The organism is Bacillus sp. EB106-02-03-XG38 (assembly GCF_058792175.1).
On the sequence record NZ_JBYTED010000001.1, the window covers coordinates 321579 to 339536 of the forward strand.

The window sequence follows — 17958 nt, forward strand, 5'->3', positions numbered from 1 at the left end:
GAGACTGAAGATGTGAACAAAATGCGAACAGATTTGTGAAGAATTTTTGAATGGGGAAAGTGATGTGAGAAAAGTCACATTGAATTTGTAGCTTATTTTTTATAATAAAGGCAAATAAAAAATTGAAAGCTTACTAAGGATTGCAACAGAAAAGAAGGGATATAGATGTACGAGAAAATGAAAGATTCATTAGAACGGCCACTTCAAGATTTACGTATTTCAGTTATTGATCGTTGTAATTTCAGGTGTACATATTGTATGCCTGCTGAAGTGTTCGGACCTGATTACGCTTTTTTACAGGAAGAGTTTTTATTAACGTTCGATGAAATAGAAAGATTAGCAAGATTGTTTATAAGTATGGGAGTTGAAAAAATTAGGCTTACTGGCGGTGAACCATTATTACGTAAAGACTTACCGTGGTTAATCGCAAGACTTACAAAGCTAGAAGGCTTAAAAGATATTGGACTCACAACAAACGGAATTCATTTAGCAAAACAAGCTAAGGCGTTAAAAGACGCGGGATTAAAACGTGTAAATATTAGTTTAGATGCGATAGAGGATTACATTTTCCAAAAAATTAATGGGAGAAATGTAAGTACAAAACCTGTACTAAAAGGAATTGAAGCAGCAAAGGCTGCTGGATTAGAAGTAAAGGTAAATATGGTAGTAAAAAAAGGAATGAATGACAGTCAAATCCTTCATATGGCTCGTTATTTTAAAGAACAAGAAATTCAGCTCCGTTTTATTGAGTTTATGGATGTAGGCAGTACGAACGGATGGAATTTTGAACAAGTGATTACGAAGGAACAATTAATAGAGAAGATTAATCGAGTATATCCAATTGAGCCTGTTCCACCTCGTTACTTTGGAGAAGTTGCGAAATTGTATCGATATGTAGGGAGCGATGCAGAAGTCGGATTTATTACTTCAGTATCAGAGTCATTTTGTTCTTCTTGTACGAGAGCCCGTATTTCGGCAGACGGCAAGTTTTTCACGTGTCTATTTGGAACGAAAGGAACGGATTTGCGAACGCTTCTTCGAGAAAATATTTCGGATGCATCACTATTAAAAATTTTACAACATACATGGCAATATAGAACAGATCGATATTCAGATGAAAGAACGGCGGAAAGTACAAATAAACGTCCAAAAGTTGAAATGTCATACATTGGCGGATAGTGAAAGGAGGATTCCAAATGCAAGAGCGATATGCAAGGCAAGTATTGTTTTCTGGAATTGGTGAAATGGGACAAAGAAAAATAAGAGAAAGGCATGTGCTCCTAATCGGTGCGGGTGCACTAGGAGCTGCAAATGCGGAAGCGCTCGTTAGGATGGGAATTGGGAAATTGACAATTGCCGATCGTGATTACGTCGAATGGAGTAATTTACAGCGGCAACAGTTATATACAGAAGAAGATGCGCAGCAGTGTAAACCGAAAGCAATTGCAGCGGCAGAGCATTTAAGAAAGATTAATTCTGAAGTGGTAATTGTACCAATTGTAACAGATGTCATGATGCAAGAAATAGAAGAGTTAACAAAAGATGTGGATCTCATCATAGATGCGACTGACAATTTCGATACACGCCTACTTATAAATGACATTTCACAAAAAGAGAATATACCTTGGATATACGGCGGATGCATCGGAAGTTACGGTGTAACGTATACAATTCTTCCTGAGAAAACACCATGTTTTCGCTGTCTAATGGATCATCCTACGGGCGGTGCAACATGCGATACAGCCGGAATTATTCAGCCAGCTGTACAAATGGTTGTTGCGCACCAAGTGACAGAGGCGATGAAAATATTGGTGGATGATTATGAGTCGCTAAGAGGGACGATGTTATCATTTGATATTTGGAACAATCAATATCTCTCATTAAAAGTAAATAGACAGAAAAAAAGTACATGTCCATCTTGCGGGAAATCACGAACGTATCCAAGTTTAACATTTGAATCGCAGATGAAAACGGAAGTGTTATGCGGACGGAATACAGTTCAAATCCGTTCAGGAATAAAGAAAAATCTTAATTTGACCGAAATTCAAAAACGATTACAAAAGAGTGTACATGTCAAAAAAACGCCGTACTTACTATCATTTGTAATTGATGAATATCGTTTCGTTTTATTTATAGACGGTAGGGCATTTATTCATGGGACAAATGATGTGAAAATAGCAAAACGATTATACGCAACATATATAGGGTGAACAGAAAGTGAGTGTCACCTTATTGAATAGAGGTGAAAACGAATGTTAGAAAAACGTATACCAATTCCAGTGGCGGAAGCAGTTACACGAGTAATGAAATATGCACATCAAGGTGAAATAGAAGAGGTTTCTCTTATAGAAAGTTATGGAAGAACTCTTGGAGAAGATGTTATTGCAGATTATGACGTTCCGCATTTTGATCGCTCTCCATACGACGGGTTTGCAATTCGAGCGGAAGATACAAAAGAAGCAAGTAGCAGTAATCCCATTCAGTTTGAAGTGATTGGTGAAATTGGAGCAGGTTTTGTTTTTACGGAAGAAGTGAAACCATTTCAAGCTGTCCGTATTATGACGGGTGCGGAAATTCCAGCGGGGTGTAATGCTGTTGTTATGTTAGAGCTAACGGAAGGATTTGAAGAAAACAAAAAGACTTATATGAAATTAAAACACTCTTTCTCTTCGGGGGATAACATTTCTTTTAAAGGAGAAGATGTAAAACAAAATAGCATCCTTGTGAAAAAGGGGACTGTTATTAATCCTGGAGTAGTAGCACTTCTTGCTACGTTTGGTTATAGTTCAGTACATGTTGTAAAACAGCCGGTTATTGGAATTGTAACAACAGGAAGCGAACTGCTCGAAGTACATGAACACTTAAAGCCAGGGAAAATTCGAAATAGTAACTCCTATATGATCGCTGCTCAAATTGAACGAGCGGGCGGAGTTGTACAGTATTATGGACAAATCGCTGACGATTTAGAGACGTGTTATAACACTGTAAAAAAAGCGATAAAAGAAGTTGATATTTTAATTACGACTGGTGGCGTTTCGGTAGGAGACTATGACTATTTACCTGCTATTTATCTGAGATTGCAAGCCAATGTACTTTTCAACAAAATAGCGATGCGACCAGGAAGTGTGACAACTGTAGCTGAGGTAGAAGGAAAACTACTATTTGGTCTATCTGGTAATCCTTCTGCTTGTTATGTCGGATGTGAATTATTTGTTCGACCAGTCATTGGAACATACTTGCATAAGAAAAATGCGCATGTATTTCGTACAGAGGCAATTTTACAGAAAGACTTTCCGAAAGCAAACCCATTTACGCGTTTTGTAAGAGGGAAAGTAGAAATTGTAGATGGCCAATTGCAAGCAACACCAGTTGGTTTAGATAAATCTAGTGCAATTTCTTCACTTGCAGAGGCAAATGCATGTATCGTCCTGCCGGGAGGAACGAGAGGGTTTGAAGCAGGAATAACTGTTTCGGTACTGTTATTAGAATCAATTGCCGGGAGTGAGTGGCCATGGGAAGAACCGCTTCGATCATACAAATAATAGAAAAATAGATTGCTAACTTATATAAAGATAAGAGGTGCAAGATGACACATACGTATTATGAAGTAATTGATACACCTATTTCAATTGAAGAAGTTACAAACAAAGTAATTCGTCGTGAGTGTGGTGCAGTTACTACTTTCATTGGTACTGTTAGAGAATTTACGAAAGGACGTCGTACGCTTTATTTAGAGTATGTAGCATATAAAACAATGGCAGAAAAACAGCTTGAGAAAATTGGCATCGAAGTAGGAGAGAAGTGGCCTAGGACATATGTCGCCATTACACATCGCATTGGTACACTACAAATTTCTGATCTTGCTGTTGTCGTTGCTGTTTCTACACCACACCGTAAAGCTGCCTATGAGGCGAATGAATATATTATGGAGCGTATAAAACAAATTGTTCCCATTTGGAAGAAAGAGTTCTGGGAAGATGGTGAATCATGGATAGGTGATCAGTTAGAGAAGGTAGCTTATGAGAATGGTGAGCCTGGAAAGGAGATGAGAATATGATTGCAGTACTATTATTTGCACATTTACAAGAAGAAGTAAGTAAGCCAACATTACACATAGATTGTGAAAATATTACGGTTGCTGAACTAAAAGAAGTGCTCATTAAGAAATACAACGTAGCGATTTCAAGTGAGATAATGATCGCTATCAATGAAGAGTATGCAAATGAGGATGATATCATTCAAACTGGCGATGTCGTAGCAATGATTCCGCCAGTAAGTGGTGGTTGATTCTTCTCAGCCTAATCATGTTAGGACGTGATTAGGCTGGAGGGAATGAATATAACTATGCATACATAGGAGGGAACAGGGTGAAAAGTCCTAATTTTCAATTAAGTTTACAAACTTCTAATCTAGTAATTGGTTTTATGGTATGGGTCATTTTATCATCATTAATGCCTTATATTAAAGTGGATATTCCATTAACTGCGGGACAAATTTCTATGGTAACGGCAGTACCGGTTATTTTAGGTTCTGTTCTTCGTATTCCAATTGGTTATTGGACAAATCGTTTCGGAGCAAGAAAATTATTCTTTATTAGTTTTATTTTATTATTATTTCCTGTCTTTTATATTAGTGTTGCTAATTCAATGATGGATTTAATTATTGGTGGATTATTTGTCGGAATCGGTGGCGCTGTATTCTCTGTAGGCGTAACTTCTTTACCGAAATACTTTCCGAAAGAGAGTCACGGTTTTGTAAATGGTATTTACGGTGTCGGTAACGCCGGAACAGCAATTACTTCGTTCTTAGCACCTGTCATTGCAACTTCAGTTGGCTGGAGAACGACGGTACAGTGTTATTTAGTTTTACTTGCAGCGTTTGCACTTATGAACTTTTTATTAGGCGATCGTAAGGAGAAAAAGGTGAATACACCATTAATGGAACAAATAAAAGGTGTATATAAAAATGAAAAACTTTGGTTTCTATGTATCTTTTACTTTTTAACATTCGGATCGTTTGTCGCATTTACAGTATACTTACCAAACTTTTTAGTATCTCACTTTGGATTAGAAAAAGTAGATGCAGGTATGCGGACAGCTGGATTCATTGTACTCGCAACAATGATGCGTCCAATTGGTGGTTGGCTTGGTGATAAGTTTAACCCGTTTAAAATATTAATCTTCGTATTTATCGGTTTAACACTTTCAGGTATTATTTTATCCTTTATGCCTAGTATGAACGTGTATACATTTGGTTGCTTACTAGTCGCATTTTGTGCAGGGATTGGTAATGGTACAATCTTCAAACTCGTTCCAATGTACTTCTCAGAGCAAGCAGGGATTGTAAACGGACTCGTTTCAGCTTTAGGCGGACTAGGAGGGTTCTTCCCGCCGCTAATTTTAACTTTACTATTCCAATTAACAGGTCATTATGCAATTGGATTTATGGCATTATCAGAAGTCGCACTTGCTTGTTTAATCATTACAGTGTGGATGTATAGTCAAGAAAAGCTGTTAGTGATGTTAAAAAATCATTAATAAAGAAAAAGAACCATCCTAAAGTAATCTAGGATGGTTCTTTTAGTAATAGACTTCGACATGTTTTATTGCTATCTTTTTTAGGGACAGATTTTTTGGTAAGGCTAATGGATATTGTGAAAAAGTACACTTAAAATAGAGAATACAGTTTAGGTCGATAAGATAAAATTATGAATTTGTATAAATAATCCATAATTTTCTTTATGTGTCATGTTTGATATGTTAAAGAAAAGAGAGGAGAGGGAAATGAAATGAGAATTTTTGATGCACATTTTCATATTATTGATTTTAATTTTCCGATCATTGAGAACCAAGGATATTTTCCACCCAACTTTGTTGTAGAAGATTATCAGAATGAAACTCCTAATTTGAATGTAATTGGTGGAGCGATCGTATCTGGTTCTTTCCAAGGGTTGGATCAAGAATATTTATTAAAGGCACTAAAACAGTTGGGTTCAACATTTTGTGGCGTAACACAATTACCTTTTACAGTGAAGGATGAAGAAATACTAAATTTAAATGAAAATGGGATAAAAGCATTACGCTTTAATATTAAAAGAGGTGGTTCAGAAGATTTATCGAAGCTGGATTACTTTGCTAGAAGAGTTCATGATTTAGTAGGATGGCATAGTGAGCTTTATATTGATGCAAAAGAGTTATCCGAAATTGCATCTACTATAGAAAAATTACCAGCTATATCAATTGATCATTTAGGGTTATCAGAAGAAGGTTTACCACATTTATTAAAACTAGTTGATAAAGGGGTACATGTGAAAGCTACTGGTTTTGGTCGTGTCGAATTAGATGTTGAGAATGCCTTAAAGTCGATTTATGAAGTTAACCCAGATGCACTTATGTTTGGAACAGATTTACCATCTACAAGAGCAAAAAGACCTTTTGAGTATGGAGATATCAAATTAATTCAACAGCTATTTGATGAACAAGCTACCGATAACATCCTGTATACGAATGCTTTCAAATGGTATTTTGGGTAGCGGCAGGGTCTACATTTGAATTAAATGTGTACATATTTAGTAAAGCGTTTAATCCAACTAAAATATATTTAGAATGAGGTTATAAATGTTTATTTTTATTATATTAGACGTAATATTACCAATATTAATATTGATGCTAATTGGTGCAATCTTACAAAGAAAGTTCCAATTTAACTTAAAGCAGCTATCTACACTTATTACTTATTGTTTGATGCCAGCGGCTGTATTTGTGAATATATATGATATTAGTATAGAAACAGGTTTGTTGCTCCAGATAATATACTATTTAATGCTTTACAGTCTGAGTGTGATGATGGTAAGTCATTTCATTTCAAAAACATTAAAATTAGAAAAAGGAGAAAGTGCAGCTCTAAAAAATAGCATTTCGTTAATGAATTCCGGTAATTATGGATTACCAGTAAGTCAATTGATTTTCAGTCACAATCCAGTGGGGGTTTCCATTCAAATTTTTATCGTTATTTTTCAGAATATTTTAACTTATTCGTATGGGATATATAACTTACTGTCAGCAACAAAAACTATCGGAAGTATTATTCAATCATTTCTAAGAATGCCTGTATTTCATGCACTCATATTAGGGGTTCTCTTCCAATCTTTCACAATTCAAATACCTAATTCTATCTTTCTACCTCTTAATCAGCTTGCGAATAGTTTTGTTTCAATAGCACTCATATTGCTAGGGGCGCAATTATCCAACATTAAGCTTAATTTTTTCCATCGAGTCATAACATGGGCTTTAATTGGAAGATTATTGATGGGACCATTATTAGCACTTGCCATGATCTACCTACTAAACATTGATGGTATTGTTGCACAATCATTATTTATTGCAAGTTCTTTTCCTACTTCAAGAAATACATCAACCATTGCTATGGAATATCAAATAGAGCCTGAATTACATGCACAAATCGTTTTATTTTCAACACTTTTTAGCATTATTACAGTAACTGTCGTTATTTATTTGTCCTATATTTTGTTTTGAATATACGTTTAAAAACGAATAGATTTGAGGCGGTAAATGATGGACGGAAATCCCATCGATATGAGAGGAAAACAGTCTTTGATATATTAGGTGTAGTTTACAATTGTAGCATGCCTCATAATCAAGCGGCTTAATTCAAAAAAGAAACCGAAACAAAAAGAACAAACGCTTCTAAAAAACGTTTGTCCAAAGGTAATTACTATTTTAGCTAAGAAATAGATTATAATTTGTGAGTAAGAGAAAGCTTTTTTATAAGAGTAGGAAAAATTGATGTTAGTTCCTGCTTCAAACGCTTCGTAAACGATGGATCTTTACCTGAAGTTGAAATAGTGACAACATATTCATCATGTCGGATGACGCCAGGTGTGTGGAACGATGATTCTGTACCATCACTTACAACGTTAACCCACTGGAAATCGTGGGCGGCCTGTTTAACCATCAGATTTACAGCATGTTGATTTGTAGCTGCATAAATAAGGTGAGCATCTTTAATATCATCATTACTAAAAGTTTTTTGCTTCCAAGTAATAAAAGGAAGTTCCTTCATTTCTTCGCAAATTTCTGGGCTGATAACGGTGATAAAAGCGTCTGTATTTTTTAATCCAGACGCTTTTCGATATGCAATTTTACCTCCACCAATAATTACGACAACTTTTTTATTTAAATTAAGCATGAGAGGGTACATGTTATACATACGCACATTCCTCCATTCGTTCTAATAATGTTAATTTCATATATGTATCAAATTGTAGGCAGTTACAAGTTGTAACGTGATCATATTTTTTTGTATACAACTTAATTTTTTGAAGCAACAGTCCGGTAAAGAGAAGATACGGCATGACGTATACATGGGACGCAGTCGATGTTATAGTCTTCAGTTCAGCAGTAAAAGAGGGTGTTCCTTTCGTTAAAAAGGAGCACGATACTGGCATACCGAGTTTTTGTCCGACAGCTACTCCGATTTGTTGTAACTCCCGTATCGGCTGTGGATCACTACTGCCTCGTCCTACGAGTAAAATACTACTACCTTGCATTGGCATAGTTTCATGTATTCTTTTTACTACAAGTTCCACCATATGTGGATGCGTACTAAAAGGAGGTACAACTGAAAATGTTATTTGTGGATATTTCTTTTGTAGTTGTTCTATTTCAAAAGGAATATCACGTTTATAGTGAGCTGCTGCAAATAATAAGACAGGTACAATCATTATTTCTGTTGCGCCCTCTAGTATCGTTTCTGTAGCGGCATCCGAAATAGTAGGTGTTGTTAGTTCTAGAAAAGCTATTTTTTGAATCCGTTCGTTACGTTCTTTCATAACAGATTGAATAAAGTGAATGAATTGTTCATTACCTTCGTGCAGGCGACTCCCGTGTCCCACATATACAATACCTTTCATCGCAGCACCAAATCCTTCTTCATAATCATGTCTTGTAATTGCTCATCTACATGATGAAAACCGACTTTATTCGCATAGTGTAAAGTTGAAACGTCGGTATATGAGAAGGGGAGAGTAAGAATATTGATAAAGCCAAGTCGTTTTATTTCTGATAAAAATGCATCAATTGAGGCACGCCCTTCAAACACAATGCTATCCCATGAGAATTCAGAAAGCATACGAGTATGGACTTCATCGAAGCGATGATCAATTGTATACTCATGAGTCATCATGTAGGAGCCAGCACCAATTTTCTCTTGTATAAAAGCAATTCGATTAATATTTCTGCCTAAATAAACAGTAGTATCGAAGGAAAACTCTGCTTGTTTACTTAGTAACCCATACTGCATAAGTTTTTCTTGAGTTGCAACGTTTATATATTGCAGTTTCGCCTGTAAGGAACGAATATCTTTCTGATGTTTACTACATGATCTCATCAATATTTCAACACTTTCAGCTGAACAAAAAACAAGACGATCAACGTTAAAAATTTCATTGATTTGTTCAGAGGTTAATGTGTATTCTTTCCTTTTGAAAGTAGGAATTTGATAAATTTCTGCACCGGCTTCTTGTAACTTTTGCTTCATTAAACTTGTTTTATTCGTTGCGGAGACAAATAAAACTTTTTTACCATGTAATGGTTTACGCTCTTTCCAAGCTATTTGATCTCGTAAGGAAACGACATCACCAACAATTGTCATAGATGGATTTGAAATATTCTCGTTTTTGACGATAGGAACAATGGTTGAAAGTGTTCCTGTGACAACTCGTTGCTTTCCAGTTGTACCCCATTCAATGACTGCTACTGGTGTATCATCTTTTTTTCCTGCTTGTAGTAAGTTTTCGCAAATTGTAGGTAAGTTTTTTATACCCATGTAGTAGGCAATTGTGTCGCTATTGTGGGATGAATTAAATTTTCTATGATCGCTTAAAGGACCTTTCGCATGCCCCGTTAATAAAGTAACGCTGTTACTGTAGTTACGGTGAGTGAGGGGGATACCTGCATAGCTACTAGCGGCGATGCTAGATGTAATACCTGGTACAATTTCATATGGAACGTTCGCTGCTGCTAAAGTTTCTGCTTCTTCACCGACACGGCCGAAAATAGATGGATCTCCGCCCTTTAAGCGGACAACGATTTTTCCTTCTCTCGCAAATTGGAGGAGGTGGGCGTTAATCATTTCTTGGCGCATAATATGATTCTTTGGCATTTTTCCGCAATAAATAAGTTCACATGTTTCTTTTGTATAACTAAGAAAGAAAGGGTTTAATAAACGGTCATATAAAACGATATCTGCACGCTTTAAACAATCTATCGCTTTCTTTGTAATAAGCCCTTCATCACCTGGTCCTGCACCAACTAAATATACATATCCGTTCATCATCGCACCTCATCAATTTTTATTTAAAAGGAAGCCAGGGGAGGCTTCCTTTCGAAAATTACATGTATAAATAAATGTCACCATCAATAACTTCTACTTCGTATGTTTGAATACAGCCGTCATCAGGTTTTTGAACTTCACCTGTTATTAGTGAGATTTTCCAATCATGCAGTGGACAAAAGACGAATTCTCCAGATACAATTCCTTCTGCTAACGGTCCGTTTTTATGAGGGCAACGATTTTCTACAGCTCGAATATCACCATTTGAAAGGCGGAATAGGGCGATAGACATACCTTTCATTTGCACTTCTTTACCGATTTGAATAGGAAGATCTTCCGCACGCATAACTTTTATTTTTTCTTTCGTTTGTATCATATAAATCACAGCTCCTTATTTCACAGTTTCTACTTCATACATCGCTTTTAATGACTTCGTTTCTAGTGCTTGTCCCCAAGCTTCCATATATGTGCTGCGCGCTGTTTGGAAACGTTCATTTAACGTAGTAACCATACTTGCATCTTGTAGTATTTCTTTTATGTGATCGGAGCCTAAACGTTCTGTCCAGTAGGCAGTACGCTCTCCGTAAATACCAGTTTCACGATAATATTGCATATAAGCTGTAGCAATGCGAAGGACATCATCTTCAGTAGGGACAATCATTACAAAATCAGCTTCGCGTACTTCTGTACCACCATTTCCGCCAATATAAAGTTGGTATCCATTTTCGACACAAACAACGCCAAAATCTTTCGTTAATACTTCCGCACAGTTACGCGGACAGCCCGTTACACCCATCTTCATTTTATGTGGTGTATCTACCATTTCTAATGATTGCTCAAGTAACATACCAAGTCCTAATGAATCTTTCGTACCGAAACGGCAGAAGCGAGAACCGACACATGATTTTACATTACGAAGCGATTTTGAATACGCATATCCCGAAGTCATATGTAAGTCAGCCCATACGTTAGGTAAATCTTGTTTCTTAATACCATATAAGCCGATTCGGCTCGCGCCTGTAATTTTCACAAGAGGAACATCGTATTTTTTCGCAACTTCAGCAATTTTCATTAAATTATCTGCTGTTGTAACACCGCCGTACATACGTGGAATAACAGAGAATGTACCATCGTGCTGGATGTTACCATTCATTCTTTCATTAACGAAACGGGACGATTTATCATCTTCATATTCTTCTGGAATGGCCATACGTAAATAATAGTTCAAAGCAGGACGACATTTCGAACAGCCGTCTTCATGTACAAAACCAAGAACATTTCGTACTTCTTTTGGCGATTTTAAACCTTTCTCGTGAATGGCTGCTACGACTTCATCACGTGATAAAGTTGTACATCCGCACATACCAGCAGGCTGCGCAGAAGCATCAAAAGCATCTCCGAGTGTATGAGATAAAACTTGTTCCACAAGCGGACGACATTTTCCGCAAGAACCAGCGGCTTTCGTGCATCCTTTTACTTCTTCAAAAGTAGTTAACTCTTGTTCTAAAATAGCGTGAACGATTGTACCTTTCGTAACACCATTACATCCACAAATCGTGTCATCAGCACTCATTGTAGCAACGTCAAGTTCACTTTCTACACCAGCTTTGTGAAGAAGGGAAGCTGGTGTATATTCTTGAATATCTTCTTCTTTCTTTAACATGCTAAAGAGGCGTGTACCGTCAGCTGTGTCACCATATAAAACGATACCTACGACTTTATTATCACGAATTAATACTTTTTTATAGGAACGTTTACATTCATTAAAGATTGAAATTGCTTTCGTCTGATCATCTTCATAAATTTGGCCAGCAGAGAATAAATCACAACCAGCGACTTTTAATTGCGTACCGACGATACTGCCTGTATATCCATTCGTTTGTATACTTGTTATATGCTTCGCTAATATTGAGCCTTGTTCATAAAGAGGGGCAACAAGTCCATATGCGATACCATCATGTTCCGCGCATTCGCCAACTGCATAAATGGACTCATCATTTGTTAGCATATAGTCATTGACTACAATGCCGCGATTGACAATTAGACCAGCATCTTTTGCTATTTGCGTATTTGGTCGTATTCCGACAGCCATTACGATTAAATCACAATCTACAACTTCACCATCTTCAAATTGAATGCCCTCAACATGGCCTGTACCAAGAATCTTTACAGTTTTCTTTTCCATTAGAAACTTCATGCCTTGCGCTTCTAAATCTTCACGCAATAGAGAAGCTGCTTTCGTATCTAGTTGTTGCTCCATTAAGCTAGGCATTAAATGAACAACGTGTACGTCCATTCCTAAGTCAATTAGACCTCTTGCGGCTTCTAAACCAAGTAACCCACCACCAATAACAACGGCCTTATTCTTTTCTTTAGCGGTATCCATCATAAGTTGTGTATCTTCAATTGTTCGAAATCCTGTTACACCAGGAAGGGTGGAACCTTCAACTGGTAAAATAAAAGCACTAGAACCTGTTGCAATAATGAGCTTGTCATATGTAAGAGTACGATTTTTTTCAGTAATAATAATTTTTTCTTCTCGGTCAATACTTTGAACTCTTTCATTTGTATACAAAGTTATTTCGTTTTCTTCATACCAACTGTATTCGTTCATAATGATATCTTGCATATTTGTTTTGCCTTGTAAAACATGAGAGAGCATAATACGGTTGTAGTTTGGATGCGGTTCATCTCCAAAAATAGTAATTTTATATGAATCACTATCATGTTTTAATATTTCTTCCATACAGCGTATGCCCGCCATACCATTTCCGATCATAACTAAACGTTTTTTCATTTTCATTTCCCCTTTTATGTGAAATGTTGAACAAAGAATTATATTTCTATTATAGGAAATCAAATAAGGGGGAGATGTGATATTTATCACATTTTTATAATGATTCACAAATTATTAAAATTCGGTTTTATGTGAAGGGGATGTGGATATTTTTCGCAAAATGTAAAAGCAGGACATAAGTATCTACACTCATGTCCTGCAATTGATTTATGCTTTTGTAATGGCACGCGGAAATAAAATATTATTTTCTAAATGAATATGCTCAAATAAATCAGACTCTAGAGCTGCAAGACGTTGGTAGACAAGTCGATAAGTACCGCAAGCGCCTTCTGGAGGAGTAAAGTCATTTGTCACTTTACGAAGTTCTTTTATAATATTTCCAGCATGATTGTGCTCATTTTCTAGTTCATCTACTACTTTACGTAATTTTTCATAATTTTCATCAGTTGGATTTTGTTCAAATTCTAAAATTAATGGGAAGTCTTCCGTTTCTTCTTTAATTAAATGCTGTTCTAATTCCATTTTAAGTTCATGAAATAGCTTATGAATTTGAGCTAAATGAGGCTGATTTGCTCCATGAACGCGTAATACTTTCGTCACATATGGACTTAACTGCGGTAACTCTTCATTTAAATAACGATGATGCTTATGAATTACATAATCAATCAATTCACGATAAGAAGCACTTTTCCAATCAATTTCAGATTCATTTAATTGTTTCGTATTATGATAAAGCGTATTTAACTCTGTAATTACTTCAGAAGCTGATAAATTTCTTTCATGAATTGCATCAATAAGTGGCTTATTACCACCACAACAAAAATCTATTCTATATGATTTAAAAAGATCACTAGCTTTTGGAAATTGTGTAACAATCTCACCAACAATTGAAGTTTCAGTAAATGTATGTTCCATATGAATGCCTCCATAAAGTTTAAATGTAATATCTAAATTAAGAATAGCGATAAATGAAAAACAATGTGGTGATTGAAATCACTTATTATGTGTCAGTTTTGAGAATAATAGGAGTGGTATTTAACAGAGGACATTAATATTTTTAATAGACTGATGAAAATTTATTTGTATATAGGAGAAAATGGATATATTTCCTATTACATTTTTTAATAAAATCCATAAAGTATAATATATCGATTGAAAGGAGGAGATTTGAATGGAATTCCAATTGTTGGTAACTTGTATATTACAAGAAGGTAATGCTTTCTTTTTAGTAACGAAAGTAGATGATGTTATTACGTTGAAAGTACCGATTACTGCGGGAGTAGCAGGTTTATTCTTAGCTTTAGGTGTACCAAGATGTTCTTAATTTAAATCTCTACAGTAGAAAGAGGAGGACAAGCCTCTTTCTACTAATACATAATTATTTTATGTAAACTAAAATGTTATTTTAGTAATAGCACATTTAGAATGGACATGCATATACTATAATGTTTTTTAAGTTATGAAAATTAAAGAGGTGCTATTATATATGAAAAGAAGAACATTTGATATTCCAGTCACATTACGAAGAGAGTGGTTTTTAATAGAATTAGCCCATTTAACGAAAAAATATGGAATTGAAATTGCAACTAGCAAAATGGAAGCTGCACCGTTTTTAAGAGATCAAGTTACGGAATCAAAAATAGGGTCAGGGCTCCAATACGATAAATATGATGATGAGTATATAATTGAGAATTAAAGGGTAAGAGCAAAACAAACTTTTTTATAACAAAATATAAAATAAAGCAGATTCTAAATATGGAATCTGCTTTATTATGAAATACTTCTAGTCAACTATCCTCTTTCTAGTGTTTTTCCTACATATTTTTCTTGTGTTATTCCGAAAGATTCACGAAGAATGCGAGCGTAATCTTTTGATTCTATTGGTCGTTTATTTTTGATGCCTTTAAAGGTTTCTGTATAATTTTTATTTGTTAATGATACGTGCCCATAATCAGTTAATTTACAAGTAATAGCCCCTTTATTAAAAGGAGATTCTTTATGTTCTAAAATCACTTTTTGAATGTTATTCACCTTTTTCTCATCTATTGAATCTAAAGTAAAGGCATAGCCTATTTTCCATTCGTGTGAAGGCTCAGATTGCAAGAAATTTGTAGATTCCCCGTTAGCTCCTTTTCTCATTTCTAAAATGTGTGTACCTTTTCGGGTAGTTCGTTTGCGAATTCGATATTCTCCCGTTTGAGAAGAGATGACTGCTCCGGTAAAAGGGACTGGATGTAAAGGTAGATGAGATGCAAAACCTGCGTCTATAACATAATCTTTATAATTATGATTTAATATGATAATGACATGACCATCATCGGGTTTCCATTTATTATCGTAAAGATCATAAACAGTACCGGCTACTTTATATACTTGAAACCCACAATCCATTAAAAAGTAATACAATAAGGAGTTTAATTCATAACAAAGACCGCCTCGTTTTTGAATTAGTAACTTTTCTACTAAGTTATTTTTTGAGATGTTTGTAATAGTACCAGCCATAATATCGAGATTTTCATAGGGGAGAATCAAGCCCATTTTCAAGAGAATTTCATCTAAATCAGTAAATGTTATTTCTTTTTCAGGAATTTTTAGTCGTTTAAAAAACTCCTTTTGTAAATTGGTCATCATAAAGCATTCTCCTTTCTTTTTACAGAATTTTCTTCTGCTCACCGATAGGTTAGTACTTCTAAAAGTTTAATTCAAGTCTGCGAAAATTATCATAATATATGTTTCTGGAAACCTTACTATCTATTTAGAAATTTCAGTTTAATATTTAATCTTAGGAAAGTCTTACAGCATAAGCTTTTATTCGTTTGTTTTGTATTAAATTAAATAAAAGTACATATCTTCATTAATCTTTTTTATAACTAGGTGGTAAAAAAGTGTTTTTTTACTAAAGTTTTTTCAAGATTTGTATACTTTATATAAACAATAATGATTTAGAGATATTTGGATTTAGTACGGTTAACAATTATTGAGAAACTTTTTTATAGTGTTCTCTCAAAAGGAAGAGATAGAAACAAAGAGAATAACGTGTGTTAAGGAAGAAGGGGTACTAGTAATCTCGTGGGAATAGGGACAAGATTTTGTTTAAGTAAAAAGATTATCTAGTATTAAGAGAGAAGATAAAAAAATATTACAAAGAGCACCTTCTTTCAAAAAAAGTGGGGGGAATAATATGCGATTGATGAGAAGATGTGTTGCCTTACTAATTGTATTTTTTATCATGGTTCCAATGATTAGCACAAATGTGCGAGCAGAAGTTGTAAAAGAGCTTAAAACAGGCTTTCCAGATCAAGAAGCCTTTACACCTGGAGAATGGTTTTTAGGTCAAAAACCTGCTAATTATGATGAGAATAGACCTCCAATTCTCTTTGTGCAAGGAAGGAATGGGAATGCTGATAGTTGGTATGGTAAGACAGTGTATCACGATATGAATGATATGTATGACTATGCTTTGAAAGCAGGCTATCAAACAGTATTTATACAATTATATGATGCTGCTGGAAAAGGGTCAGCTAGTCAATGGGACAACGGAAAATTGTTAGCACAAAAATTAGAAGAAATATATAATCATTTCGGTAAAAAAGTTAATATTGTAGCACATAGTAAAGGCGGTATTGATACACAGGCTGCATTAGTAGGATATGGTGCAAATCGATTTGTCGGAAATGTTATTACACTTGCGACACCACATCATGGATCAAACTTAGCGGATTTATCATATAGTTGGTGGGCAGGATGGCTTGCTTCTATATTAGGTCAAAAAGATGATGGTACGTATTCATTACAAATGGGCGAAATGGCAAAATTTCGTTCAACGATTGATAATAATCCAGCAGCTAAATTAAATCGCTACTATACTGCTACTGGGACTAGCTGGGGACCGGTATTTTCTGCTTTATCTATGGGCGGGTTATATTTGTCATCATACGGTTCAAATGATGGATTAGTAAATGAGTGGAGTGCTAAGTTACCGTATGGAACGCATTTATTTACAGATTCCAAATTTGATCATGATAATATACGAAAAGGGTCTGCTGTATTCGCGCGAATTGAACCATATTTACGTACAGCAAATGTACCGGTTCCAGCTTTAGTAGCATCCAGCACTAGTACAAATGAAAATATAGAACAATTAAATACAACTTCCAATCAAAACATTTTAGGTGGGGAATTGCCACAAAATCAGTGGATAGAGCAAACTGTTACGGTTGATAAAAAGACAGAAGGAATCGTTTCTATATTAACTGCTTCTTCGGATGTAGAAGTACAAATGATATCTCCAAAAGGAAAAATATATACAAATAAAGATAGCGTTATAACTACTGGTGAAGATGAATCTTTCTTTGGTGGCGCGACAATTAGAACATTTAAATTTGATAAAATGGATGTAGGAGAATGGAAAGTTAAAATGATGGCGAAGCAGTCGAAAGATGCATACTTAGTTGTAAGCGATTACAAGAGCGGCGCACCATTTGTACTTCAAATGCCTACTAAAGTTAAAGCGAATAAATCTGAGTATAAACTGAAAAAATCACCTGTGGCACCTGAAATGAAAGGGGATCTTTCCATAACAGTAAGAGTAGTTAATAAAGAAGGAAAACTAGTCTCTGAATTTAATGAATTACAAAATGTGAATAACAATACATTTACTGGTGCTTTGAAGAACATAAAGCAACCAGGAGTATATAACGTTACAATGGATATAAAAGGGATGAATAAAGAAGGACAACCATATAATCGTACAATCGTTAAGTCGGTTTATGTGGAGAAGTAAGAAGTTTTAATATAAAAAGAACCGA

18 protein-coding genes are annotated in these 17958 nt (G+C 35.2%); 11 read left to right on the plus strand and 7 right to left on the minus strand.

Annotation, left to right across the window (positions count from 1 at the left end):
- Positions 1 to 165 precede the first annotated feature (165 nt).
- From moaA to AC3WTI_RS01690, 8 genes are all read left to right on the plus strand, one after another.
- The gene (moaA, locus tag AC3WTI_RS01655) at positions 166 to 1179 is read left to right on the plus strand and encodes a GTP 3',8-cyclase MoaA (RefSeq protein WP_087959662.1); all 1014 of its coding nucleotides are present in this window, start codon (positions 166 to 168) and stop codon (positions 1177 to 1179) included.
- 17 nt (positions 1180 to 1196) lie between these two features.
- Entirely contained in the window at positions 1197 to 2210 is a 1014-nt protein-coding gene (locus tag AC3WTI_RS01660) for a molybdopterin-synthase adenylyltransferase MoeB (RefSeq protein WP_087959663.1), read from the plus strand.
- A 42-nt stretch (positions 2211 to 2252) separates the two neighbouring features.
- Positions 2253 to 3542 carry a molybdopterin molybdotransferase MoeA gene (locus tag AC3WTI_RS01665; RefSeq protein ID WP_087959664.1) on the plus strand — a complete coding sequence of 430 codons (1290 nt, stop codon included), beginning with the start codon at positions 2253 to 2255 and terminating at the stop codon, positions 3540 to 3542.
- 44 nt (positions 3543 to 3586) lie between these two features.
- The gene (locus AC3WTI_RS01670) at positions 3587 to 4057 is read left to right on the plus strand and encodes a molybdenum cofactor biosynthesis protein MoaE (protein WP_087959665.1); all 471 of its coding nucleotides are present in this window, start codon (positions 3587 to 3589) and stop codon (positions 4055 to 4057) included.
- Positions 4054 to 4287: a molybdopterin converting factor subunit 1 gene (gene moaD, locus AC3WTI_RS01675; RefSeq protein WP_087959666.1), complete on the plus strand. Its 234-nt coding sequence runs from the start codon at positions 4054 to 4056 to the stop codon at positions 4285 to 4287. Before AC3WTI_RS01670 ends, moaD begins: the two co-directional genes overlap by 4 nt.
- An 80-nt stretch (positions 4288 to 4367) precedes the next feature.
- Positions 4368 to 5537: a nitrate transporter NarK gene (narK, locus tag AC3WTI_RS01680; RefSeq protein ID WP_087959667.1), complete on the plus strand. Its 1170-nt coding sequence runs from the start codon at positions 4368 to 4370 to the stop codon at positions 5535 to 5537.
- Between the two features lie 251 nt (positions 5538 to 5788).
- Positions 5789 to 6532, plus strand: a complete 744-nt coding sequence (locus AC3WTI_RS01685) for an amidohydrolase family protein (protein WP_087959668.1) — start codon at positions 5789 to 5791, stop codon at positions 6530 to 6532.
- An 85-nt stretch (positions 6533 to 6617) separates the two neighbouring features.
- Entirely contained in the window at positions 6618 to 7535 is a 918-nt protein-coding gene (locus AC3WTI_RS01690; RefSeq protein ID WP_087959669.1) for an AEC family transporter, read from the plus strand.
- Between the two features lie 220 nt (positions 7536 to 7755).
- Here AC3WTI_RS01690 and AC3WTI_RS01695 read toward each other — a convergent pair whose 3' ends face one another.
- From AC3WTI_RS01695 to ric, 6 genes are all read right to left on the minus strand, one after another.
- On the minus strand, positions 7756 to 8229 hold the full coding sequence (locus AC3WTI_RS01695) for a precorrin-2 dehydrogenase (RefSeq protein WP_087959670.1): 474 nt from the start codon (positions 8227 to 8229) through the stop codon (positions 7756 to 7758).
- A complete protein-coding gene (locus AC3WTI_RS01700) occupies positions 8222 to 8932 on the minus strand; it encodes a sirohydrochlorin chelatase (RefSeq protein ID WP_097841416.1) in 711 nt (236 codons plus the stop codon). The genes AC3WTI_RS01695 and AC3WTI_RS01700 overlap by 8 nt, the downstream gene beginning before the upstream one ends.
- Complete coding sequence (locus AC3WTI_RS01705; protein WP_098903481.1) at positions 8929 to 10353, minus strand: uroporphyrin-III C-methyltransferase; 1425 nt, start codon at positions 10351 to 10353, stop codon at positions 8929 to 8931. Before AC3WTI_RS01705 ends, AC3WTI_RS01700 begins: the two co-directional genes overlap by 4 nt.
- A 58-nt stretch (positions 10354 to 10411) precedes the next feature.
- Entirely contained in the window at positions 10412 to 10729 is a 318-nt protein-coding gene (gene nirD, locus AC3WTI_RS01710; RefSeq protein WP_087959673.1) for a nitrite reductase small subunit NirD, read from the minus strand.
- 15 nt (positions 10730 to 10744) lie between these two features.
- The gene (gene nirB / locus AC3WTI_RS01715; protein WP_097841418.1) at positions 10745 to 13150 is read right to left on the minus strand and encodes an NADPH-nitrite reductase large subunit; all 2406 of its coding nucleotides are present in this window, start codon (positions 13148 to 13150) and stop codon (positions 10745 to 10747) included.
- 207 nt (positions 13151 to 13357) lie between these two features.
- Positions 13358 to 14065 (minus strand): iron-sulfur cluster repair di-iron protein, encoded by a 708-nt coding sequence (gene ric, locus AC3WTI_RS01720; protein WP_087959675.1) that lies wholly within the window; start codon positions 14063 to 14065, stop codon positions 13358 to 13360.
- A gap of 256 nt (positions 14066 to 14321) precedes the next feature.
- On the opposite strand from ric, the gene exsG reads away from it, so the two are divergent.
- Positions 14322 to 14474 (plus strand): exosporium protein ExsG, encoded by a 153-nt coding sequence (exsG, locus tag AC3WTI_RS01725; protein WP_000395678.1) that lies wholly within the window; start codon positions 14322 to 14324, stop codon positions 14472 to 14474.
- A gap of 162 nt (positions 14475 to 14636) precedes the next feature.
- On the plus strand, positions 14637 to 14846 hold the full coding sequence (locus AC3WTI_RS01730) for a hypothetical protein (RefSeq protein ID WP_000830253.1): 210 nt from the start codon (positions 14637 to 14639) through the stop codon (positions 14844 to 14846).
- A 95-nt stretch (positions 14847 to 14941) separates the two neighbouring features.
- Here the strand turns inward: AC3WTI_RS01730 and AC3WTI_RS01735 are convergent, their stop codons facing one another.
- Positions 14942 to 15781 (minus strand): arylamine N-acetyltransferase family protein, encoded by an 840-nt coding sequence (locus tag AC3WTI_RS01735; protein ID WP_097841419.1) that lies wholly within the window; start codon positions 15779 to 15781, stop codon positions 14942 to 14944.
- 550 nt (positions 15782 to 16331) lie between these two features.
- On the opposite strand from AC3WTI_RS01735, the gene AC3WTI_RS01740 reads away from it, so the two are divergent.
- The gene (locus AC3WTI_RS01740; RefSeq protein WP_097841420.1) at positions 16332 to 17933 is read left to right on the plus strand and encodes a lipase family alpha/beta hydrolase; all 1602 of its coding nucleotides are present in this window, start codon (positions 16332 to 16334) and stop codon (positions 17931 to 17933) included.
- Positions 17934 to 17958 lie beyond the last annotated feature (25 nt).